The 21,461-nt window shown below is 73.0% G+C and carries 22 protein-coding genes; 13 read left to right on the top strand and 9 right to left on the bottom strand.

The genetic code is table 11. The annotated features are described in order from the left end of the window. Positions 1–411: 411 nt before the first annotated feature. Entirely contained in the window at positions 412–1,554 is a 1,143-nt protein-coding gene (gene zapE, locus B446_RS28480; RefSeq protein ID WP_388066204.1) for a cell division protein ZapE, read from the bottom strand. On the opposite strand from zapE, the gene B446_RS28485 reads away from it, so the two are divergent. The 8 genes from B446_RS28485 to B446_RS28520 all read left to right on the top strand — a co-directional run bounded on the left by B446_RS28485 (position 1,553) and on the right by B446_RS28520 (position 9,093). Continuing rightward, on the top strand, positions 1,553–2,434 hold the full coding sequence (locus tag B446_RS28485; RefSeq protein WP_078614828.1) for a pyrimidine reductase family protein: 882 nt from the start codon (positions 1,553–1,555) through the stop codon (positions 2,432–2,434). The two genes, zapE and B446_RS28485, sit on opposite strands and share 2 nt — an antisense overlap. A 129-nt stretch (positions 2,435–2,563) precedes the next feature. Next, positions 2,564–3,037, top strand: a complete 474-nt coding sequence (locus B446_RS28490) for a hypothetical protein (protein WP_020942895.1) — start codon at positions 2,564–2,566, stop codon at positions 3,035–3,037. 106 nt (positions 3,038–3,143) lie between these two features. Continuing rightward, positions 3,144–4,535 carry a UDP-N-acetylmuramate--L-alanine ligase gene (murC, locus tag B446_RS28495; RefSeq protein ID WP_020942896.1) on the top strand — a complete coding sequence of 464 codons (1,392 nt, stop codon included), beginning with the start codon at positions 3,144–3,146 and terminating at the stop codon, positions 4,533–4,535. A 14-nt stretch (positions 4,536–4,549) separates the two neighbouring features. Continuing rightward, on the top strand, positions 4,550–4,957 hold the full coding sequence (gene msrB / locus B446_RS28500; RefSeq protein ID WP_020942897.1) for a peptide-methionine (R)-S-oxide reductase MsrB: 408 nt from the start codon (positions 4,550–4,552) through the stop codon (positions 4,955–4,957). A 109-nt stretch (positions 4,958–5,066) separates the two neighbouring features. Then, entirely contained in the window at positions 5,067–6,368 is a 1,302-nt protein-coding gene (locus tag B446_RS28505; protein WP_193384507.1) for a PP2C family protein-serine/threonine phosphatase, read from the top strand. Positions 6,369–6,647: 279 nt separating this feature from the next. Further along, entirely contained in the window at positions 6,648–7,778 is a 1,131-nt protein-coding gene (locus B446_RS28510; protein WP_020942899.1) for an ABC transporter ATP-binding protein, read from the top strand. Next, positions 7,775–8,428, top strand: coding sequence for an ABC transporter permease (locus B446_RS28515; protein ID WP_020942900.1), 654 nt, complete (start codon positions 7,775–7,777; stop codon positions 8,426–8,428). The genes B446_RS28510 and B446_RS28515 overlap by 4 nt, the downstream gene beginning before the upstream one ends. Further along, positions 8,425–9,093, top strand: coding sequence for an ABC transporter permease (locus tag B446_RS28520; protein WP_020942901.1), 669 nt, complete (start codon positions 8,425–8,427; stop codon positions 9,091–9,093). Before B446_RS28515 ends, B446_RS28520 begins: the two co-directional genes overlap by 4 nt. Positions 9,094–9,158: 65 nt before the next feature. On the opposite strand, the gene B446_RS28525 is transcribed toward B446_RS28520, so the two are convergent. The 4 genes from B446_RS28525 to B446_RS28540 are packed head-to-tail and all read right to left on the bottom strand — an operon-like array spanning position 9,159 to position 13,344. Next, positions 9,159–9,773: a GTP-binding protein gene (locus tag B446_RS28525; protein ID WP_043476591.1), complete on the bottom strand. Its 615-nt coding sequence runs from the start codon at positions 9,771–9,773 to the stop codon at positions 9,159–9,161. Beyond that, complete coding sequence (locus B446_RS28530) at positions 9,760–10,176, bottom strand: DUF742 domain-containing protein (protein WP_020942903.1); 417 nt, start codon at positions 10,174–10,176, stop codon at positions 9,760–9,762. Before B446_RS28530 ends, B446_RS28525 begins: the two co-directional genes overlap by 14 nt. A 16-nt stretch (positions 10,177–10,192) precedes the next feature. Beyond that, positions 10,193–10,669, bottom strand: coding sequence for a roadblock/LC7 domain-containing protein (locus B446_RS28535; RefSeq protein WP_020942904.1), 477 nt, complete (start codon positions 10,667–10,669; stop codon positions 10,193–10,195). Then, complete coding sequence (locus B446_RS28540) at positions 10,666–13,344, bottom strand: sensor histidine kinase (protein WP_020942905.1); 2,679 nt, start codon at positions 13,342–13,344, stop codon at positions 10,666–10,668. The genes B446_RS28535 and B446_RS28540 overlap by 4 nt, the downstream gene beginning before the upstream one ends. Positions 13,345–13,562: 218 nt before the next feature. Here B446_RS28540 and B446_RS28545 point away from each other — a divergent pair, with 218 nt between their 5' ends. The 3 genes from B446_RS28545 to tatA all read left to right on the top strand — a co-directional run bounded on the left by B446_RS28545 (position 13,563) and on the right by tatA (position 15,441). Next, entirely contained in the window at positions 13,563–14,522 is a 960-nt protein-coding gene (locus B446_RS28545) for an ABC transporter substrate-binding protein (protein WP_043476594.1), read from the top strand. A 247-nt stretch (positions 14,523–14,769) separates the two neighbouring features. After that, positions 14,770–15,192, top strand: coding sequence for an ArsR/SmtB family transcription factor (locus tag B446_RS28550; RefSeq protein ID WP_020942907.1), 423 nt, complete (start codon positions 14,770–14,772; stop codon positions 15,190–15,192). A 54-nt stretch (positions 15,193–15,246) separates the two neighbouring features. After that, positions 15,247–15,441 (top strand): Sec-independent protein translocase subunit TatA, encoded by a 195-nt coding sequence (gene tatA, locus B446_RS28555; protein WP_020942908.1) that lies wholly within the window; start codon positions 15,247–15,249, stop codon positions 15,439–15,441. Positions 15,442–15,520: 79 nt separating this feature from the next. Here the strand turns inward: tatA and B446_RS28560 are convergent, their stop codons facing one another. From B446_RS28560 to B446_RS28570, 3 genes are all read right to left on the bottom strand, one after another. Beyond that, the gene (locus B446_RS28560) at positions 15,521–16,534 is read right to left on the bottom strand and encodes a sporulation protein (protein WP_020942909.1); all 1,014 of its coding nucleotides are present in this window, start codon (positions 16,532–16,534) and stop codon (positions 15,521–15,523) included. A 218-nt stretch (positions 16,535–16,752) separates the two neighbouring features. Further along, complete coding sequence (locus B446_RS28565; protein ID WP_020942910.1) at positions 16,753–17,280, bottom strand: DUF6114 domain-containing protein; 528 nt, start codon at positions 17,278–17,280, stop codon at positions 16,753–16,755. Between the two features lie 4 nt (positions 17,281–17,284). Next, positions 17,285–17,983 carry a DUF6230 family protein gene (locus tag B446_RS28570; RefSeq protein ID WP_043476598.1) on the bottom strand — a complete coding sequence of 233 codons (699 nt, stop codon included), beginning with the start codon at positions 17,981–17,983 and terminating at the stop codon, positions 17,285–17,287. A 758-nt stretch (positions 17,984–18,741) separates the two neighbouring features. Between B446_RS28570 and B446_RS28575 the strand changes: the two genes are divergently transcribed. Beyond that, positions 18,742–19,395: a hypothetical protein gene (locus B446_RS28575; protein ID WP_020942912.1), complete on the top strand. Its 654-nt coding sequence runs from the start codon at positions 18,742–18,744 to the stop codon at positions 19,393–19,395. Between the two features lie 18 nt (positions 19,396–19,413). On the opposite strand, the gene B446_RS28580 is transcribed toward B446_RS28575, so the two are convergent. Next, positions 19,414–20,376, bottom strand: a complete 963-nt coding sequence (locus B446_RS28580) for a lytic polysaccharide monooxygenase auxiliary activity family 9 protein (RefSeq protein WP_020942913.1) — start codon at positions 20,374–20,376, stop codon at positions 19,414–19,416. Positions 20,377–20,811: 435 nt separating this feature from the next. Here B446_RS28580 and B446_RS28590 point away from each other — a divergent pair, with 435 nt between their 5' ends. After that, the gene (locus B446_RS28590; RefSeq protein ID WP_020942914.1) at positions 20,812–21,459 is read left to right on the top strand and encodes a ScbR family autoregulator-binding transcription factor; all 648 of its coding nucleotides are present in this window, start codon (positions 20,812–20,814) and stop codon (positions 21,457–21,459) included. Positions 21,460–21,461 lie beyond the last annotated feature (2 nt).

Here is a 21,461-nt window from a genome sequence, read left to right on the forward strand (position 1 = left end):
AGCGGGCGTTCCGGAGCCGGCCCGCAGGGGCGGCCGCGCCGCCTGTCGTGGGTGTGCGGGACGCCCGTGGGCGCGTGGCCCGGATGGCACACCTGTTCCGCGAAGGGTGCCGCCGCGGCCTTGGCCCTCGCCTCACTGAGGGTGTGAGCGGGTGCGAAGCTTCCGTCGACAGCGAACAGCGGCAGGGCGAGCAGGGTGGCGGCGAAGAGGAAAAGCAGGGCCCGAGCCGTCCTGCCTCGGAACATGCACCCTCCTCCCCGGAGTTCACACCTTTCACGCGCACCAAGCATTGGTCAATGGTTGGTCAAGAAACACGTTAACCCTGCAAAGTCCTTTGCAGGGTCAACTGGGCGCAACGCGCGGAAGAGAGCGTGGAAAAAGCCGGTCGGGTGGCGTGAACCCGTGCTTGTACTACTGGTCGACGAGGCCCTTCGCGTCGCGGGCGAGGGCGGTGAGCCGGGATATCGCGCGGAAGTACTTCTTGCGGTAGCCGCCCTTCAGCATCTCCTCGCTGAACAGCCGGTCGAACGGCTGCCCCGAGGCGAGCACCGGCACCTCGCGGTCGTAGAGCCGGTCCGCCAGCACCACGAGCCGCAGCGCCGTCGACTGGTCGGGCACCGGCCGCACGTCGGTGAGGCACACCGCCGTCAGCCCGTCCGTCAGGGCGCCGTAGCGGCTCGGGTGCACCTTGGCGAGGTGCTCCAGGAGGTGCGGGAAGTCGTCCAGCGAGGCGCCCGGGGTGGCGTACGCCGCCTTGGTCACCTCCTCGTCGGTGAACGGCGCCGGGGCCTCGGGCAGGCCGCGGTGGCGGTAGTCCTCGCCGTCGATGCGCAGCGCGCGGAAGTGCGCGGACAGGCCCTGGATCTCGCGCAGGAAGTCCGCGGCCGCGAACCGGCCCTCGCCGAGCTTGCCCGGCAGCGTGTTGGAGGTCGCGGCGAGCGCCACGCCCGACTCGACCAGCTTGCCGAGCAGCGTGGAGACGAGCACGGTGTCGCCCGGGTCGTCCAGCTCGAACTCGTCGATGCAGAGCAGGCGGTGGCCGCCGAGGGTCTGCACGGTCTTCTGGAAGCCCAGCGCGCCGACCAGGTTGGTCAGCTCCACGAAGGTGCCGAACGCCTTGAGCGCGGGCTCGGCCGGGGTGGCGTGCCACAGGGAGGCGAGCAGGTGGGTCTTGCCGACGCCGTAGCCGCCGTCCAGGTAGACGCCCCGTGGACCGGCCGGGGTCTTCGGTGCCCTGGACCGGCCGAACCCGAAGAGGCCGCGCCGGCCGCCGCCGACGGCGTGCGCCCCGCCGAGTCCGGCCGCGAAGTTCTCGAGGACCGTCACGGCCTCGGTCTGGCTGGGCTGGTTCGGGTCCGGGATGTACGTGGCGAAGCGGACCGCGTCGAAGCGCGGCGGCGGCACCATCTCGGCGACCAGCCGGTCCGCGGGCACGTGCGGCTCGCGGGCGCACAGCGACAGGGGGCCCGCGTCGGTCAGGGGGCCGGAACCGGGGGTGGTGGTGGAGGACGACACGGTTACCCATGCTAAGCGCCGTGTCAGACTGCACGACATGCGACGCCTGTTCCCTGTGACCTATGAAACAGCAGCCCAGGCCCCCGGCACGGGTCCGGAGGGCCGGGAGGGCGGGGAGGTGGGCGCGGCGGCCGGTGCGCGGGCGGCGGTGCCGCCCGGCGGTCCCGCCGGCGCGGGGGCGGGCCGCGACTGGAGCCTCGCCGAGCTGGCCGCCGCCTACGCCTACCCCGAGCCCGGCGCCGCCGTCGGCGGCCCGCGGCCGTGGCTGCGGGCCAACATGGTCTCCACCCTCGACGGCGCGGCCCAGCACGAGGGGCACTCCCAGCCCATCTCCAACGCGGCCGACATGCGGATCTTCGGCACGCTGCGGGCGCTCGCCGATGTGATCGTGGTGGGTGCGGAAACGGTACGGCAGGAGGGCTACCGCCCCGCACGCGCGCGGGCCGAGTTCGCCGCGGCCCGGACGGCCGCGGGGCAGGGCCGGGCCCCCGCGATCGCGATCGTCACCGCCGGCCTGGAGCTGGACTTCTCGCTGCCGCTGTTCACCTCGCCCCTGGTGCCCACCCTGCTGCTGACCGGCGCCGCCGCGGCCCCGGACCGGGTCGCCGCGGCCGAGAAGGCCGGGGCGCGGGTGGTCGTCGCCGGGGAGGGCATGGGGGTCGACCCCGCGCGCGCGGTGCGGGCCCTGGCGGAACTCGGCCACACCCGGCTGCTCACCGAGGGCGGCCCCCGGCTGCTCGGCCAGCTGGTGGCCGCCGACGTGCTCGACGAGCTCTGCCTGACCGTCGCGCCGATGCTGACCGCGGGGGACGCGCAGCGCATCGCCGGGGGGCCGGCCGTCGCGGTCCCGCGCCGCTTCGAACTGGTGTCCCTGCTGGAAGAGGACGGTTTTCTGTTCAGTCGCTACCGTCGGTCCTGACATGAACGGAATCAGCCGTTCCGTTTGTCGTCCGGGCGGGCACACTAGGTCCGGCACTACCCGTGCGATCACGGGGCAGGATGGTTTCCGCAGGGTCTGACCCGGACCCACGGAGGAGAGAGGCGTCTGGTGTTCACAAGCGTTCTGATGATCGAGAAGGCCCTGACGTCCGCCGACGTGGAGTTCGTCACCACCCTGCACGGTGAGGAGCCCGTCGCCTTCCACGTCCTGCTCCAGCCGCGCGGCGACCAGGCCGACCGGCTGCTGCGGGCCATCGACGACATCGCGCTCGGGGAACTGGACGAGGCCCGCCGCGAGGGCGCGACGCCCGAGGGCGAGGAGGCCAGGAGCGTGGGGCGGCAGGCGCTCGACGTGTCCCTGACGGCACTGCGGGCCGCCGGCAGCGCCGCCGAGGGCCGGCTGGTCGAGGACCATCCGCTGGACGCCCTGAAGAGCCTGGTCGCCGAGGTCGGGGCCGACGAGGTCATCGTGCTGACCGATCCGCACTACGTGGAGGAGTTCTTCCACCGCGACTGGGCCTCCCGGGCCCGGCACAAGGTCGGCGTGCCCGTGCTGAAGCTGTTCTCGCACAGCAAGGCGTAGCGGGCCGACCCGGGGCGTGGCTCCGTGCGCCCGTTGCGAGGCGCCCGGTGCCGCACCGCATAGGGTAGGGCTGCCCCCGCTCGTACCGGACCCTACGGAGAACTGCATGGCACCCGGACTTCCCACCGCCATGGACCGACCGCACTTCATCGGCATCGGCGGCGCCGGGATGTCGGGGATCGCCAAGATCCTCGCCCAGCGCGGGGCGAAGGTCGCGGGCAGCGACGCCAAGGAGTCCGCGACCGCCGAGGCGCTGCGGGCGCTGGGCGCCACCGTCCACATCGGGCACGCCGCCGGGCACCTCGCCGACGACGCGAGCTGCGTCGTCGTGTCGTCCGCCATCCGCCCGGACAACCCGGAACTGGTCCGCGCCGCCGAGCTGGGCGTCCCCGTGGTCCACCGCTCCGACGCGCTGGCCGCCCTGATGGAGGGCCTGCGGCCGATCGCCGTGGCCGGCACGCACGGCAAGACCACCACGACCTCGATGCTGGCCGTCTCCCTCACCGAGCTGGGCCTGCGCCCCTCGTACGCCATCGGCGGCGACCTCGACGCCCCCGGCTCGAACGCGCTGCACGGCGACGGCGACATCTTCGTCGCCGAGGCCGACGAGTCCGACCGCAGCTTCCACAAGTACGCGCCCCAGGTCGCCATCGTCCTCAACGTCGAGCTGGACCACCACGCCAACTACGCCTCGATCGACGAGATCTACGAGTCCTTCGAGACCTTCGCCGGGAAGATCGTGCCCGGCGGCACCCTGGTGATCTCCGCCGACCACGAGGGCGCGCGGGAACTGACCCGGCGGCTGCCGGACTCGGTGCGGACCGTGACCTACGGCGAGGCCGCCGACGCCGACGTGCGGGTCCTGGCCATCGTGCCGCAGGGGCTCAGCAGCCGGGTCACCGTGCTGCTGGACGGCCAGGAGCTGACCTTCGGGGTCTCCGTGCCCGGCCGGCACTACGCCCTCAACGCCGTCGCGGCGCTCGCCGCCGGTGCCGCCCTCGGCATCCCGGCCGCCGAGCTGGCGCCCGCGCTGGCCGCCTACACCGGTGTCAAGCGGCGCCTGCAGCTCAAGGGCGAGTCGGCCGGGGTCCAGGTCATCGACTCCTACGCCCACCACCCCACCGAGATGACCGCCGACCTGGAGGCCATGCGGTCCGCCGCGGGCGAGGCCCGGATCCTGGTCGTCTTCCAGCCGCACCTGTTCTCCCGCACCCAGGAGCTCGGCAAGGAGATGGGCCAGTCGCTCGCCCTCGCCGACGCCTCCGTGGTGCTCGACATCTACCCGGCCCGCGAGGACCCGATCCCCGGGGTGACCAGCGAGCTGATCATCGAGGCCGCGCGGGCGGCGGGGGCCGACGTCACGGCCGTGCACGACAAGGCGGAGATCCCGGCGGCGATCGCGGGAATGGCGAAGCCCGGTGATCTCGTTCTCACCATGGGCGCGGGCGACGTGACCGACCTGGGCCCGCGGATCCTGGACCGCCTGTCGCAGCAGTGAAGGGGCTGAGGCTCATGTCGTACGACGTCGAGAAGACGGACGAGGAGTGGCGCGCGGAGCTGACCCCGGCGGAGTACGCGGTACTGCGCCAGGCCGGCACCGAGCCCGCCTTCACCGGTGAGTACACCGACACCAGGACCAAGGGCGTCTACTCCTGTCGCGCCTGCGGTGCCGAACTGTTCACCTCCACCACCAAGTTCGAGTCGCACTGCGGCTGGCCGTCCTTCTACGACCCGAAGGACACCGACGCGGTCGAGCTGATCGAGGACCGCTCCCACGGCATGGTCCGCACCGAGGTCCGCTGCTCCCGCTGCGGCTCCCACCTCGGCCATGTCTTCGCGGGGGAGGGCTATCCCACCCCCACCGACCAGCGGTACTGCATCAACAGCGTCTCGCTGCGGCTCGAACCCGAAGGGGCCTGACACCCGCGGGGCCCAGGGTCCTGCGGGGCCCGGGGCTCCTGGGACCTCAGGGGCGGCCGGGAGACCCGTGGCTGGTGCCCGGCTCGCTCCTGTTTGAGATTCTGTGGACGTGAGGGGTGTCGCACGCTGGATCCAGGCCCGGGCCGGGTCCCTGCCGCCCGTGGGCCGGCACGGACCGGCCGGAGCGGGCGAGCCGCAGGACGAGGCGGCACGCCTGGAGGCGCTGCGCGCCCTCGCCGACGGCATCGGCACCACCCTCGACGAGGGCACGACCTGCGCCGAGCTGACCCGGGCCGCCGTACGGCTGGCGGGCGGCGCGGCCGCGGTGCTGCGCCGCGGCGAGCACGGCGCCACCGGGTACGAGGCGGCCGCCGGGACCACGGACGCGCTGCCCGACGCCCGGTGGGCCGCGGCCGCCGTCCGTGAGGCGCAGCCCCCCACGGCCGGCGGCCCGCCCCGGCCCTGGACCGGCCGGCCGCCCGGCAGCCCCGGCCTCACCGTCCTGTGCGTGGCGCTGACCAGCGGAGCCGACCGGTACGGCGTCCTGGTCGCCGCCCGGCGGGGCAGCCCCTTCACCCGGACCGAGGCCGAACGGCTCGCGCTCCTCGCCGAACGCGCCGCCTCCCACATCCGCCACGCCCGCTCCCACGAGCTGGTCGACCGCACCGCCGGCGACCTGCAGCGCGCGCTGCTGGCGGAGCCCGGCCGCCCGCACCCCAACCTGCACGTCGCCATCCGCTACCTGCCCTCCGGCAGCAGCCGGGTGCTGGTCGGCGGCGACTGGTGCGAGACCGTACGGCTGCACTTCGGCCGCACCCTGCTGGTCGTCGGCGACGTGATGGGCCACGGCCTCGAGGCCGCCGTCGACATGAGCGCCTACCGCTCCGCGCTGCGCTACATCGCCTCCGCCGACCTGCCTCCGCACCGCGTCCTGCGGCAGCTCGACGACATCGCCGCCGGCGAGGGCGGCCGCAGACCGGCCACCTGTCTGCTCGCGCGGGCCGACCCCGGCCGGGGCCGGCTCACGCTGTCCAGCGCGGGCCACCTGCCGCCCCTGCTCATCGACGGGGACGGACGGGCCGCCCTGCTCGGGGTCCCGGTCGGGCCCCCGCTCGGCACCGGCTTCGGCGGCTACGAGTCCGCCACCCACGAGCTGGCACCCGGCCAGACCCTGGTGCTGTTCACCGACGGCCTCGTGGAGCGCCGCGGCGAGGACATCGACAGCTCCCTCGCCCGCCTGGCCGCCCTGCGCTTCACCCCCGGCGACGGCGTCGACCACATCCTGGACACCATCCTCGCCCGCCTCGACGCCCGCCACGCGGAGGACGACGTGGCCGTCCTCGCCGCCCGGCCCCAGCCACGCCACGGGCACCTGCCGGAGGAGGCGGCCGCGGAGCCGACGGCCGGGTGAGCCACCCTTCCGTCGGCACGCGGGCGGGCGGAGAAGGGGAGGCGGCTGACCGGCTCACCGTCCCGGGCGGCTCGCACGGCGCGGTCGGTCACGCCGGGGCAACTGATCGCACAGCAAGGCGACTTGCTCTTCCCGTTTCCCAACTGACGGCCATCAGCCTTGGTTGTCGGATACGTCCGGCCGCCCTTGACTTCCCCGCCGACGTGCTGAAACACATGCCGTCTAGACTCTCCGGGCAACGGCCAAGTCTTCGCCAGAAACCGAAGGGCACGCGGCGTTTTGATACGGATAGAGTCAGTCACCAAGCGGTACCCGGACGGCACGGTGGCCGTCGACCACCTGTCCCTGGAGATACCCGACCGCGCCATCACCGTCCTCGTCGGCCCCTCCGGCTGCGGCAAGACGACCACCCTGCGGATGATCAACCGGATGGTGGAACCCAGCGAGGGCAGCATCCTCCTCGACGGCCGCGACATCCGGCAGCAGCCGGTCGACACCCTGCGCCGGTCCATGGGGTACGTGATCCAGAACGCCGGTCTCTTCCAGCACCGCACCATCGTCGACAACATCGCCACCGTGCCCCGGCTGCTCGGCTGGGGCAAGCAGAAGGCCCGGGCGCGGGCCGCCGAGCTGATGGAGCGGGTCGGCCTCGACAGCGCCCTCGCCAAGCGGTACCCCTACCAGCTCTCCGGCGGCCAGCAGCAGCGCGTCGGCGTGGCCCGGGCGCTCGCCGCCGACCCGCCGGTGCTGCTGATGGACGAGCCGTTCTCCGCCGTCGACCCGGTCGTCCGCAAGGGTCTGCAGGACGAACTGCTGCGGCTGCAGGACGAACTGGGCAAGACGATCGTCTTCGTCACCCACGACATCGACGAGGCCATCAAGCTCGGCACGATGGTCGCCGTGCTGCGCACCGGCGGCAGGCTCGCCCAGTTCGCGCCACCCGCCGAACTGCTCAGCGCGCCCGCCGACCCCTTCGTGGAGGACTTCCTCGGCGCCGACCGTGGCATCCGGCGGCTGTCCTTCTTCCCGTCCGGCGACCTGGAGCTGCAGACCGCCCCCCTCGTCGCCGTCGACGCGGACGCGAAGCGGCTCGCCGCACCCGGCCCGGCCCCCTACCTCCTCGTCACCGACCACGACGGCAAGCCGCTCGGCTGGGGCGCGCCGGACGACCTCACCGCCGGGCGGATCGACCCCGCCCTGCTGCTGCCGTACGGGCGGCCGTTCGTGCCCGGCAAGGACTCCCTGCGCACCGCGCTCGACGGGGCCGTGCTGTCGCCGACCGGCTGGGCCGTGGCCGTCGACGGCGAGGGCCGTGCCGTCGGCGTCGTGTCCCAGCAGGTCATCGGCGAGGCGATCCGGGACGCCCACGGCCGGGTGGCGGACCGCGCCGGCGTCGAGGCCGCGCGATGAGCGGCTTCTTCGACATCCCGAGCGACCTCCAGCACAGCTACGCCGGACTGATCGGACTGCACCTGCGCGAGGCGCTGCTGCCGGTGCTGGCCGGGCTGCTGGTCTCGCTGCCGCTGGCCCAGCTCTGCGTGCGGTTCCGCTGGCTCTACCCGCCCGTGCTCGGCGTGACGACCGTGCTGTACGCCGTCCCGTCGCTGGCCTTCTTCGTCGTGCTCATCGACTACACCGGCCAGACCGAGACCACGGTGATGATCCCGCTCGCCGTGTACAGCCTGGTGGTGCTGGTCCCGGCGATCGTGGACGGCGTCCGCTCGGTCCCGCAGGAGACGCTCGCCGCGGCCACCGCCATGGGCCTGGGGCCGCTGCGCCGTTACCTGCAGGTCCAGTTGCCCATCGCCGTGCCCGCGATCATCGCGGGCCTGCGGGTGGCCACCGTCTCCAGCATCTCGCTGGTCAGCGTCGGCATGCTCATCGGCAATCAGGGCGCCCTCGGCAACCTGCTCAACGACGCCAACATCTACCACCGGCCCGAACTGGCCGTGAACTCCGTGCTGACCACCGCCGTCCTGGCCATCCTCGCCGACGCCGTGCTCATCCTCGTCCGCTTCCTGCTCACCCCCTGGATGCCCAGGAAGGGAGCCACCCGGTGAACGTGCTCCACTTCGTCCAGGCGTTCTTCAGCGACGGCGCCCACTGGCACGGCTACGACGGCATCCCCACCCGGGTCGCCGAGCACATCGGCTACACCCTCGAGGCACTGGCCGTCGCCGCCGCCGTCGGGCTGCCCGTCGGCCTGGTCACCGGCCACACCGGGCGCGGCGGCAACGTGCTCGCGCTGATCGCCACCGCGGGCCGGGCCCTGCCCAGCTTCGGTCTGCTGGTGCTGATGTTCATCTGGATCGGGTTCGGCATGACGGCGGTGATGATCCCGCTGGTGGTGCTCGCCGTACCGCCGATCCTGGTCACCACCTACGAGGCGGTCCGCTCGGTCGACCCGTCTCCGGTGGACGCGGCGCGCGGCATGGGGATGTCGGAGACCCGGGTCCTGTTCCAGGTGGAGCTGCCGGTCGCGCTCCCGCTCATCCTGGGGGGCCTGCTCACCGCCACCGTCCAGATCGTCTCCACCGCCACCATCGCCGCCTACGTGAGCCTCGGCGGCCTCGGCCGGTTCATCATCGACGGCCTCTACCAGCGGAACTACGAGAAGGTCGTCGGCGGCGCCACCCTGGTGGCCGCCATGGCCCTGGCGAGCCTCGCCGTGTTCTGGGCGGTGTCCCGGATCGCGGTCTCGCCGGGGGTCCGCCGCAACGGCTGAGGCGGCGGACGGCTGAGGCGGCCACGGCCGAGGCGGGAAGGGCCGGGGCCGTGACGGCCGGTGGCTCAGCCTTCGGTGCGGGCCAGCGCCTGTTCGAGCACGACGAGCAGCGCGTCCCGCACCGAGCCGCGCTCCCGTGCGTCGAAGACCAGCACGGGGACGCCCTCGGAGACGTCCAGGGCCCAGCGGACGTCCTCCAGGGAGTGCTCCACCTTCCCGTCGAAGGCGTTGACCGCCACCGCGAACGGGATGCCCTTGTGCTCGAAGTAGTCGACGGCCGCGTAGCAGTCGTCCAGGCGACGGGTATCGACGACGACGAGGCCGCCGACCGCGCCCTCCACGATGTCGTCCCACATGAACCCGAACCGCTCCTGCCCGGGCGTGCCGAACAGGTAGAGCTTGAGCGTCGGGTCGATGGTGACGCACCCGAAGTCCATCGCCACCGTGGTGGTGGTCTTGGCGGGGGTGTGCGTGAGGTCGTCCACGCCCGCCGCGACCTCGGTGATGGCCGCCTCGGTGGTCAGCGGCTCGATCTCCGAGATGGAGCCGACGGTGGTGGTCTTGCCCACGCCGAACCCGCCCGCGATCACCATCTTCACCGGCAGCGGCGGCCGTACGGCGGTGGGTGCGGCGGCGGTGGGTGCGGCCGTGACCGGGGTGAGCGGTTCAGTCATGGTCACTCGGTACCCCTCGGGAGTCGGGGACGGCCCGCAGGCCGTCGATAACCCTGCGCAGGACGGAGGCGTCGTGGGCGGCCGCCACGTCGGGCAGGTGCACGGCGAGCTGCCCCGCCTCCTGCAGGTCCTCGGCCAGGACCCGGACCACGTTCAGGTGCAGCCGCAGCCGGGCCGCGACCTCGGCGACCGACTGCGGCAGCCGGCAGGCCGCGACGATGTCGTGCCGCTCGAAGGAGAGCCGGCCGAGCGCCGCGAGACCGGCGGCGGTGGCCACCACCTGGGTCTCCAGCGGCAGCGCCCGGCCGGAGGCGGGGTTCGCCACCCGGCCGGCGGTGACCAGGAACGGCCGTACGGCGGACGCCGGCCCGACCGGTTCGTGGCCCGGGGGCCGGCTGCCGTCCGCCATGGCGACGCGTCCCTCCTCAGCGGGCCGAAGCGGCGCCGACGCTGTTCTTCAGCTCCAGTACCAGCTGCGGACTGAGCGCGGCCCCGGCGCGGTTGGCGAACACCGTCATCTCGTACGCGATGTTGCCGAGCTTGGCGTCCTTGTCGGCGACCACCCCGAGGACGGCGCCGCTGCCGATCGCGGAGACGATGACATGGCCGCCCTCCAGATCGATGATGACCTTGTTGAGGCCGCCCAGGCCGTAGTTGCCGGAGGCCCCGGCGGCCAGGCTGGTGATGCCCGAGACGATCGCGGCGAGCCGCTCGGAGTGGGCGCGCTCGCGCAGCTCCGACACCGCGATCAGCAGGCCGTCGGAGGAGACGGCGATGGCGTCGACGACGCCGGCGGTCTCCGTCGCGAAACGATTCAGCAGCCAGGTGAAGTCGGCCGCGGCGGCCTGCAGGTCGGTGGGCGCGGGGCCGTCCGTCGGGGTGTCACCTGTCGACGTGCTCACTGCTCGGCTCCTTCCGGAAGGTGGATCTGGTCGTGCGCGGGGGGCGTGGGGTGCGCGGCGGGCGGCCGCGCGTGGGTGCCGGTGTCGCTGTCCCGGTGGGCGCGGGCCACCGCCGCCTCGAACTCCTCCAGTTCGCTGCGCTCCGCCTCCGCGTCCCGGGTGGGGGCGGCCTGCGGAACGACCTGCGCCGCCCCGGCGGTGGTACGCAGCGTGGCCCCGCGCACCCTGCGGCGCAGGGTACGGGCGCCGCCGCCGGGCGCGGGCAGCTCGGCCCCGGACCGCGCGGTGCCGGCGGCTGCCGGGCGGGCGGCCCCGGGGGTGGTGGCCTCGGGGGCGGCGGCGGGGGCTTCGGTGCCGACGGCTTCGGTGCCGACGGCTCCGGGGGCGGGGGTCTCCCCCTCGGCGGACCCGGAACCGGCGGTCCCGGAACCGGTGGTCCCGGAACCGGTGGCCCCGTAGCCCGTCGTCCCGGAGCCGGCGGTCGTGCCGGACGCCACGGCGTCAGCTGTGCCGGCGTCAGCGGTCTCGACGCCGGTGACGTCCGCGTCCGCGGTCCCCGCCCCGGCGGTCCCCGCGTCCCGGCGCGGGCGGCGGCGGGGCAGTTCACCGGCCGGTTCGTGCCGTTCGTCTTCCGCGCCGGACGGAATCGGCCCGGAGGCGGCGTCGGCCGGCGCGGGCGCCACGGCGACCGGGGACGGCGGCGCGGCCGTCACCGGAGTGAGCGTGAGCAGCAGCGACGCCGGCAGCGTCACCTCCGCCGTCACACCACCGCCCGGGGTCCGGGTCAGCTCGACCCCGATCTCCCAGCGGCGGGCCAGCGCACCCACCACGAACAGGCCCAGCACCTTCGTCGGCACCAGGTCCAGCCGCTCGCGGCGGATCAGCCGGGCGTTCTCCTCGGCGAGTCGCGCGGAGCTCATACCGAGGCCGTGGTCGGTGACGACGATGTGGGCGCCCTCGGGGCCGGACCTGACGGTCACCTCCACCGGGCTGCCCTCGGGCGAGAACGAGACCGCGTTCTCCAGCAGTTCGGCCGTCATCAGCGTGAGGTCGCCGATGACGTCCGGCTCGACCATCGCGTCCGACGCCGCGTACAGCCGGACCCGCGGGTAGCCCTCGATCTGCCCGAGCGCGGCCCGCACCACGGTGGACAGCGGCAGTGGCTCGCCGTCCAGCGCCGTCTCCCGGATGCCGGCCAGCAGCATCAGACTGTCCGCGTTGCGGCGCAGGCGTACGGCGATGTGGTCGATGGAGTACAGCCGCTCCAGCAGCACCGGATCGGTCTCACCCCGCTCCACGGAGTCCAGCAGCGCGAGCTGGCGCGTGGTCAGGTTGCTCACCCGGCGGCCGACGTTGCCGAACATCTCCGCGGTGTTGCGGCGGCTGACCACCTGACGGGCCAGCAGCGCCGCCGCGGTCGTCTGCACCCGGTTGAACGCCTCCGCCAAGTCGCCGATCTCGTCGCGCGCGGTGACCGGCATGTCCCGCAGCCGGGGCGGCCCGTCGTCCTCGGCGTCGTCGTCGGCGACCCGGGCCAGCTCGCGGCCCGCCACCTCCTCGACCTCGCGCGCGGCCTCGGTGAGCGCCTGCACGGGCCGCACCACCGAGCGGCGCACCAGCACCGAGAAGGCGATCCACAGCGCGAGTCCGAGCAGCGCGCCGTACAGCAGCAGCCCGGCCCGCCACTCGGCGGAGTCCGCGTCGGCGTCGGCGCGGTCGGCGATCTGGCCGATCAGCGAGGTGGTGATCTCCAGCCGGGCGGCGGCCTGGCGGGAGTAGTCCGGGTAGTCGGTCAGCGCGCGCCGCACCCCCTGCCGGATCTCCTCGCGCGACCCGGCCTCCAGCCGGGTGGGGTCGATCTGCAGGTCCGCGTAGGCCTGCGCGATCTTCTGCTGGGCCGCCGAGCGGTCCATGCCGGCCAGTTGCCGCGCCTGCCGCTCGGTGGCGAACCGGCCGAAGCGCTCGCTCTGGTGGCGGTACAGGTCGTTGGAGCCGACCGCGTGCGTGAACTCGAGCAGCGCGTTGGTGTCCCCGGTCGTCGCGGAGAACACGCTGGTCTCGAAGGCGCCGTGGGCGGCGTCCGCGCGCAGCAGGGAGTCGAGCAGGTTGCCGGTGAAGGTCGAGGCGAGGTCGCTGTCGCGGTCCAGCCCGAGACCGTCGATGAGGCCGCCGGCCGCGTCCGTGTAGGCGGGGTCGATGTTGTCGGCGGGCAGATAGCCGCGTTCGACGCTCTGGCGCAGGCTGGACAGGCCGTCGACGTCCTTCAAGGCCTGTGAGCCGGTGCTGGTGAGCCGGTCGCCGAAGGTGGCGCGCACCCGCTTCGCCTGGGCGTCCACCGAGGTCTGCGCACCGCGGTAGGCGGACAGCGAGGGCGTGGCGTAGCCGGACTCGTAGCGCGCCGAGAGCAGGATCGCCTGCTGGTGCTCGGCCTCCAGACGGTCCACCAGCCGGGCGACCTGGGCGCTGTCCCGTACCGTCCGGGCCGCCGACTCGGCGCTGTCCGACTGCCGCATCAGGTCGGTGACGAGGTACCAGAGCAGGACGGCGACGACGGCGAGCGGGATGCCGACGAGCAGGTTGAGCTTGCGACGGAAGGGCCAGCGGTCGGCGAAGCCCCCCATACCGCTGCGCACCGGGCTACGCCGGGCGGGCGCGTCCACCTCGTTCGTGGACACCGGGCCTCCTTCGTGGGACGCCTTACGGCGGAAGCGGGCCCCGTGCACCGCTGTGACCGATATCAACTTCGGTGAGACTACCTGCTCCTTGAAGCCTCAATATGCTCGGTCTTTATCAAGAATCCGTTACAACAAGCTCCCAACTGATCGCAGATTGAAGCCAATCAGTGATCTGAAGGCACTTGACTGACGAAGAAGCGGCTGGATTGGATCAGTAGGTGACTCACACCAACCGCATCAGCAGGACCATCCGGAGGAACCGAGGCGCGGCGGTGGTCGCCCTCGCGGCGGCTACGGCTCTGCTGGCGGGCTGCGGCTCCTCCGACGACAAGGGCAGCGATCCCCTTTCGGACAAGAAGACGAGCGGCGACGGCGTGGTCGTCGGCTCCAACAACTTCGCCGAGAGCATCCTGCTCGCGGACATCTACGGCGAGGCCCTCAAGGCCAAGGGCGTCAAGGTCACCTACAAGCCGAACATCGGCAGCCGCGAGACCACTTACGGCCTGCTCAAGAACGGCTCCATCTCGGTGCTGCCCGAGTACAACGGCGCGCTGCTGGCCTACCTCGACCCGAAGGCGGCGCCGACGACGGCCGAGGAGACCACGTCGGCGATCCTGAAGAAGCTGGACCCGAAACTGACGGTGCCCGCGTACTCGCCTGCGCAGGACAAGGACTCGGTGACCGTCAACGCGAGCACCGCGAAGAAGTACCACCTCACCGAGAAGTCCTCCATCGCCGACCTGAAGCCCGTCGCGAAGGACCTGACCATCGGTGCCTCGCCGGAGTTCCAGACCCGACGGCAGGGCCTGGTCGGCCTGAAGGACGTGTACGGGCTCGAGTTCAAGTCCTTCAAGGCGCTGGACGCGGGCGGCCCGCTCACCCAGACGGCGCTGACCAAGAACGCCGTGCAGGTGGGGGACATCTTCACCACGGACCCGACCATCGCCAAGGAGAAGTTCGTCGTCCTCCAGGACCCGAAGAACCTCTTCGGCTTCGAGAACGTGCAGCCGCTCATCCGCAAGGACGCCCTCGACAAGAAGGGCGTCGCGGCGCTCGACGCGGTCTCCCACAAGCTGGACACGGCGACCCTGCAGGACCTGGCCGGCCAGGTGCAGTCGCAGCACAAGGACCCGCTGGACGTCGCCAGGACCTGGCTGAAGTCCGCCGGTCTCGACTGACCGTCAGCGACGCGGTCACGGCCGCCGCTTCCGCCGGACCGAACCACGCGGGTGCCCCCGGATCTCCGGGGGCACCCGCGTCGTCGTGGGCGTCACGGCACCCTCGCACCGGGGCCCCGGCACGCGCCGGCGACCTAGACTGGACCCCGGACACATTCACACAGGGCGCACGCGCAGCTCACGTACGGCTCACGTACGGCTCACACCCGACGCGTGTACAGCGAGGAGCGGCAGGAGGACGGCGACCATGGGGACGCCCCGCACGGGCCGGCAGGACCCCTCGGCCGAGGTGCTCACCGAGGCGGCCGCGGCCTTCGGACTGCTCGCCTCGCCCGCGCGGCTGCACATGGTGTGGGCGCTGGCCCACGGCGAGAGCGACGTCACCGGACTGGCCGAACGGGTCGGCGGCGCGCTGCCCGCGATCAGCCAGCACCTGACCAAGCTCAAGCTCGCCGGGCTCGTCCGCTCCCGCCGCGAGGGCCGCCGCCAGGTGTACTTCGTGGACCCCCGCGAGCAGGCCCACGTCGTGGACGTCGTACGCCTCCTCGTCGGCCGGCTCGCCGAGCGGGAGACGGCCGATGCCGTCCCGGCCCCGCGCACCGCCCCAGCGGGCGCCCGGCCACGCGATACAGCGGGCGTATGGAGCCACCCGGGAGCATCGGAGCCCTAGGCCGGACACGGCCTGGCCCGTCGGGAAGAACCTGAGAACTGGGAGGGTGCGGTCATGCTCCGCAACGGACTCGAGCCCTGGCACCTGCTGATCCTCGCCGTCGTGCTCGTGGTGCTCTTCGGCTCCAGGAAGCTGCCGGACACCGCCCGTTCCCTCGGCAAGTCCCTGCGCGTCCTCAAGAGCGAGGCGAAGGCGATGAAGGAGGAGACCGGAAAGGACTCTCCTGCCGCCACCGCTCCTGACGCGTAGCCTCCGGCGGCCGCCGCCGGCCGACGGCGGGGCGGATGCCCGGTCCGGGCGGCCGCGCTCGACCGTCCCGGCGGTGGGCTCAGTCCTCGCCGCCCCCGTCCCCTTCCTCCCCTCCGTCCTCGTCGTCGCCTTCGAAGAAGTCCCCGATCTCGTCGACGACCTCGGCGGCCACCAGACCGCCCGCCACGCCGACGGCGAGGCCCGCCGCCCCCGCCGCCACGGCGGTGCCCAGGCCGGGGCCGGAGCGGTGGTGGCCGTGATCGACGACGGACCCGTGGTGGGCAGGGGCGTGGCCGTACGCCGCGTGGGTGTCGTAGGCCTCGCGGTGCTCGGTCAGCCGCCGGATCCAGCCGTCCACTTCGCTGTTCCAGTCCAGGACGGCGGCGTCCTCGTGGCGCACGGTGAAACGGGTCAGCGCGTCATGGCCCGAGGAGAACGGCCCACCGCGCTTGTCCGCCTCCAGGACCACCTCGACGCCGGCGGGGGAGGCGAGGAAGGTCAGCTCGATCTCGTTCACCGCGTGGGCGTACCGCGGGGCCGGCGTCAGCTCGATCTCCTGGTAGAACGGCAGCCGCTGGCCCGTGCCCCCGATGCGGCCGAGTTCCAGGTCGGCGGAGCGGAAGCCGAAGCCCAGCGCGCCCAGCGCCTCCAGGACCGCTTCCTGCACGGGCAGCGGACGGACCGCCAGCGGGTCCAGGTCGCCCTTGTCCCGGGCGCCGGCCACCGCGACCTCGGTGCGCACGCCCAGCACGATGCCGAGGGGCCGGCCGTACAGCTCGGTGACCGGGGTCTCCCACGGCAGCGGCACGCCGAAGCGCAGCTCGCGCTCCTCCTGCTCACCGAGCCGGAAGCCGCCGCCGACGGTGAACCGCTCGAAGACGGCGGTGCCCTCGCTCTCGCCCTCCTCGTGCTCCGCCTCCACACGGGCGATCAGCTCCAGGCCGACGTGCTCGATCTCCACGGCGCTCCCGCCGCCCCGCAGCAGGACCCGGCCCGACAGCGGGGCGCCCGGCCGGACCGCACCGCCGTCCAGCACCGTGTCCACGGAGGGGCCGCCGACCCCGATCGCCCCCAGCAGCCTTTTGAACACCATGACGCCGTAGCTCCTTCGTCCATCGCCTCATTCGCACGGCGGTACACCGCCGTCCGTCCGCACGATGAACTCGCCGCGACGGCAAAGAAGTTCCCAAGTCACCTGTTCGGGGGACGTTCGGGTGGTGGCCGGGCGATGGTCGGGACCGGCCCGGAGCGCCGGTGCGACGCGCCGCCTCAGGGCCGCCGCTTCGTACGCGCCGCTTCGTACGCGCCGCCTCAGGACGGTTCCCCGGCTCCCGCGCCCGCGCCCGCTCCGGTTCCGGCCGCGGCACCAGTACCCGCGTCCACGCCCTGGCCCACGCCCCCGGCCGGGCCCGCGGCAGCACCTTGCGCCGCGGCCCGCGCCTGGGCGCGGCGCTCGCGGCGGTCCACCCGGGGCTCCTGGTCGGGGAGCCAGCCGAAGGCGAGGCAGCTGCCGACGGCGCCGAGCAGGAGGCCGATGAAGAAGCCGCCCAGGTTCGAGGTGAGCCAGGTGCCCAGCGTCACCAGGATGCCGGTGATCGAGTAGAAGAGGCGCTGGCCGGGATTGAAGAGGATGAGCAGGCCCAGCAGCACCATCAGCGTCGGCAGCAGATAGCCGGCCAGGCCCTGCATGCCGATGTGCATCACGACCTTCAGTGAGGCCTTCTCGGTGAGCAGGATCTCACCGCCGCCGAGGGCGAGCAGCAGCCCTCCCCAGAACGGGCGGCGGGCCCGCCATCCCCGGAAGGCGGGCCTCAGTGCCTGACGTGGACGGTCGGGCACGGGATCAGCAACCCGAGTCGCTGAAGCGGAGCTTGAGCCCGGGCAGCTTGAAGACGCCTGCGGTGGTCGCGTAGTTGGTCTGCCGCAGGTTGCCGATGTGGACGGTGTCGGCCTGCTGGCTGAAGACGCCGATCGGGCCCTTCGCGTTCGCCTTGTCCAGCGTGCTGGCGTCGTTGCCGATCTCGATGTTGTCGAACGCCGCGTCACCCGACAGCTCGGTCGAGTCGGTGGTGAGGTCGGTCGCCTTCACCTTCTGCCGGCCGCCGCCCGCGGTGATCAGCAGGTTGGTGCCGCCGAGGTCGACGCTCTGGCACAGCTTGGTCAGCGTGGCGTTCTTGATCGCCGACGTGACGACGAGCACCTGGCCGCCGGTGTCCCCGGCGTTGGGGCTGCCGTCCGCCATGTTGTCGAGCCCGCCGAACTGCTCGAACCCGGTGCCGTTGAGTTCGGTCGCGGTGACCGTGAACGGCATGCCCGAGATGGCGAACTGCACACCGAGCGCCCCCTCCGCGGTCAGGACCGCGAGGCCGGCGGCGACCAGGGTGGCGGGCACCGCCATGACCGCGGCCCGGCGCAGACGCACCCGGCCCCGTCTCCCGCCGGTGGCGGCAGCCCCCGTGGCGGGGGACGCTGTCGCTGGGCAATCGCTTTCGGAGTGCTCGGGTGTGTTGTCGGCGGACGAGAGGTCCGGGGACGAGGCCATGTCTGCTCCCATGGGCATAGATCAATGCGGGTTGGGCTTCAGTGGCGCGGTGTCCTGGCGCGGACAGCGGCTGCCGCGCACGCCTCCTCGCACTCCCGGCGGATGCAAGGGCTTTCTCGTTACGCGGCAGTAGCCTTCGAGGAAGTTACTGCCGGTTACATTGAAGGGTCAAGGGAGTTGTGGAAAAAGGGTGTCGGATGTGCGGGGGCGCCCTCACGCCTGGTCGGGAGGCGGTATCCGGACCGTCCCGGTGAACGTCAACTCGACCTCGCGGCCTTGACGTTGACGGACCATCAGGTCTACAACTCTCCCTGGTCTCACCGGATCCGTGGCGCCGGATCCGTCAAGCGGCTCGAACCGCTCTCCCGGCCTTACTCAGGCAACCCGCACCGCCCCTCACGCGGCACCGGCACGGTCGTTCTTCCTCACGGCCCGTGCCCCGCCGCGCCCTGACCGGCCCGGCCGGAGGCCTACCCCCGAGGCCTTCGGCCGGCGCCCGGCCGGCCGCCGTCGCCGGTCCGCCACGTACGGAGAAGGCGTGACGGACCGGCGACGGCGGCACACACCCCGCGCACCTCGACACCCCCGCACCGCGTACCTCCACCACGCCACGCGCTCCCGCGTCCTGGGCCCTTGGGCGGCGTGCTCCACCCCCACGTCCCACTCCCCCTCGTCCCCCCACCCCGCGTCCCACCCCCCTCAAGCCCACCCCCCACGTCACCCCACAACGCCCCCCACCTCGAAGGAGAGGCATCCGCATGCGTACGCGATCCCTGCTCGCCCTCGCCGGAACCGTCACCGCGCTCACCCTGGCCGCGGCCGTCCCCGCCTCCGCGGACGGAGCCGCCGTGCTGACCACCGGTGCCGTCGGCGGCACCGCGGCCGCCGTCGGCGACACCCTGACCGCGCCGCTGGCCACCGGCACCTCCGCCACGCTGTACTCGAGCCCGACCGGCACCAGCGGGGTCACCTGCACGTCGTCGCAGTTCACCGCCACGGTCGCGGGCAACCCGGCCGCCCCCGGCACGGCCACCGAGACGGTCACCGGGCACTCCTTCAACGCGAGCAGCTGCACCAGCAACGTCACGGGAGTGCTCGGCGTCAGCGCGATCACGGTCGACAACCTGCCCTACACCGCGACGGTCGCGTCCGACGGCACCCTCACCGTGTCGCCGGCCGGCGGCTCCACCGTCCAGACCACGGTCAAGCTGCGCACCCTGCTCGGCACCGTGACCTGCGTCTACCGGGCGCCGGCCCTGACCGGCAAGGCCGACAACGGCGACAGCAGCATCTCCTTCACCAACCAGCAGTTCACCAAGTTCTCCGGCTCGTCGCTGTGTTTCGCCAACGGCTACTTCACCGCCAAGTACGCGCCCGTGACCGACGCGGGTGCCCGGGTCTACGTGAACTGACGCCGGTCCAAAGGTAGTTCAGCGCCGACGCAGGCGCAGGAACAGGGCGGCGCCCCCGGTGAGCACCAGCACCGCGGCGGCGCCGCCCGCCAGCACGGGGGCCGAGGGACCCGTGTCCGCGCGGGTGGCCTCGGCCACCGGCGTGCCGTCGGCGCTCGCGGTCCCCGCGGCCGCCCCCGACGCGCGCTCCTTCGTCCCGGTGGCGACCGGAGTCCCCGTCGACGGGTGCGCGGCCGGACGCGTGCCGGCCGCCCGGGTCGGTCGGGGGCTCGCCGGCGTGTGCGGGGCGGCCGCCGTCCTCGTGGGCCCCGCGGCCCCGCCCGCCCGCGCGAAGTCCACGTCGGAGCAGGAGTAGTACGTGTCCGGCGTACTGCTGTTCTGCCAGATCGTGTACAGCATCTGACGGCCCGTCCGGTCCTTCGGCAGGGTCGCCCGGAGGTGGTAGGCGCCGTTCGTCAGGGGCGGGTCCTTGACCTCGGCCAAGGGCCGCGTGGGCAGGTCGGACCACTTCAGCGGCTTCGCCGGGTCGTACCCGGGCCGGGTCAGGTACAGCCGGAACGTGCCGGCGTGCGCGATCGTCGAGGCGTACGTCATCGTCAGCCGTCCGCCCGGGGTCAGCCGGGTCGCCGGCCAGTCCCGCCGGGCCAGGTCCAGCCCCCGGTAGGCGGGCAGGTTCCCGCTGCACAGCCTGCCGTCCGGGATCACCTGCCGGTCCCGGCCCGCCACCCCCGCCACGCGCAGGTCGTCCCAGGCGGTGAAGGGGGCGCCGTTCGCCGCGACCGCCGCCCGGCAGGCGGCCGACCGGTTCGCGTCGCCACCCTCGGGCGAGCAGGCGTACACCCGGCTCACCGGATCGGTGGGGGCGCCGTGCGCCTGGGCGGGCCCGGCCGTCCAGGGCAGGAGCAGCAGCGGGACCGCCGCGGCGGCCGCCGTGACGCCCAGGCGGGCGGTCGTCCGGGTCGTCCGGGTCGTCCGGGTCATCAGGGACGTCTCCTCGGGAGGCGCGGGAACGGGGTCTGCCGCATCCAGTACGGGTCACGCGCCCCCCGTGTTCACCCGCTCGCCGCCCCGGAACGGGCTGGCGCCGAGCACCCAACCGGTCGGGCGGTTTCTGGCGGCGCTCTCAGGGAAAGCCACATGGACACTCAGGGCGCCCCGAGCGAGATCGATCAAAGCGTCGACGGCCACCGGCACTTGGCGATCGGAAACGGTCATGAGGCGCTTCAACTGGGGTTATTTCCGCAAGTGGTTTGCGAATCCGCAGGTCCTGCACCGCCCCGGCCCGCGCCTCACGTGACCTGCCGACTTCCGGTTCCGACCACTCGACTCCCATCCGCCGTGGGTGAGTTATCGTATGGGTGGGCCAAAACAAACCGCGTGTCCCGTTCGGAAGTGCCGCGAGGAGGGGGTCAGACGATGGCGAGGCAGTTACGAGCTGAGCAGACCCGGGCGACGATCATCACGGCCGCGGCCGACCTGTTCGACCGGCAGGGCTACGAGTCCACCAGCCTGAGCGACATCGTCGGCCACGCACAGGTCACCAAGGGGGCGTTGTACTTCCACTTCGCCGCCAAGGAGGACCTGGCGCACGCCATCCTGGAGCTCCAGTCCAGAGCCGCCCAGCAGGTGGTGGCCGACGTCGAGGGGCGGGGCTACTCGTCCCTGGAGGCCCTGATGCGGGCCACGTTCGCCGTCGCCCGGCTGGCCGTGGACGACCCGGTGCCGCGCGCCGGACTGCGGCTCGCCACCGCCGACGTCGTCGTACGGGCGCCGCTGCGGCACCCGTTCAACGAGTGGCTGGACTTCGCGACCCGCAAGATCAACGGCGCGGTCAAGGAGGCCGACGTACACCCCGAGACCGACGCCGGGATCGTCGCCCACTCCTTGGTCTGCTTCTTCATCGGCACCCGTGTCACCGGCCGCTCCCTCGAACCGGTCGGACGGCTGCCCCGCAGGGTCGCCGAGATGTGGCACCTGGTGATCCGCGGACTGGTGCCGGTCCACCGCCGCCCCCGCTACCTGACACTCGCCACGCAGCTGGAACGGGAGATCAGAACCTGCTGAAC

It is taken from the genome of Streptomyces collinus Tu 365 (assembly GCF_000444875.1).
GTDB lineage: Bacteria > Actinomycetota > Actinomycetes > Streptomycetales > Streptomycetaceae > Streptomyces > Streptomyces collinus_A.

Excerpts from the sequence above, each read along its gene's own strand:
- B446_RS28485 (WP_078614828.1), top strand. The coding sequence starts at position 1,553 with ATGCGACGCCTGTTCCCTGTGACCTATGAAACAGCAGCCCAGGCCCCC.
- murC (WP_020942896.1), top strand. The coding sequence starts at position 3,144 with ATGGCACCCGGACTTCCCACCGCCATGGACCGACCGCACTTCATCGGC.
- B446_RS28550 (WP_020942907.1), top strand. The coding sequence starts at position 14,770 with ATGGGGACGCCCCGCACGGGCCGGCAGGACCCCTCGGCCGAGGTGCTC.
- tatA (WP_020942908.1), top strand. The coding sequence starts at position 15,247 with ATGCTCCGCAACGGACTCGAGCCCTGGCACCTGCTGATCCTCGCCGTC.
- B446_RS28530 (WP_020942903.1), bottom strand. The coding sequence starts at position 10,176 with ATGGCGGACGGCAGCCGGCCCCCGGGCCACGAACCGGTCGGGCCGGCG.
- B446_RS28575 (WP_020942912.1), top strand. The coding sequence starts at position 18,742 with ATGCGTACGCGATCCCTGCTCGCCCTCGCCGGAACCGTCACCGCGCTC.
- B446_RS28590 (WP_020942914.1), top strand. The coding sequence starts at position 20,812 with ATGGCGAGGCAGTTACGAGCTGAGCAGACCCGGGCGACGATCATCACG.
- B446_RS28570 (WP_043476598.1), bottom strand. The coding sequence starts at position 17,983 with ATGGCCTCGTCCCCGGACCTCTCGTCCGCCGACAACACACCCGAGCAC.
- B446_RS28560 (WP_020942909.1), bottom strand. The coding sequence starts at position 16,534 with ATGGTGTTCAAAAGGCTGCTGGGGGCGATCGGGGTCGGCGGCCCCTCC.
- zapE (WP_388066204.1), bottom strand. The coding sequence starts at position 1,554 with ATGTCGTGCAGTCTGACACGGCGCTTAGCATGGGTAACCGTGTCGTCC.
- B446_RS28580 (WP_020942913.1), bottom strand. The coding sequence starts at position 20,376 with ATGACCCGGACGACCCGGACGACCCGGACGACCGCCCGCCTGGGCGTC.
- B446_RS28515 (WP_020942900.1), top strand. The coding sequence starts at position 7,775 with ATGAGCGGCTTCTTCGACATCCCGAGCGACCTCCAGCACAGCTACGCC.
- msrB (WP_020942897.1), top strand. The coding sequence starts at position 4,550 with ATGTCGTACGACGTCGAGAAGACGGACGAGGAGTGGCGCGCGGAGCTG.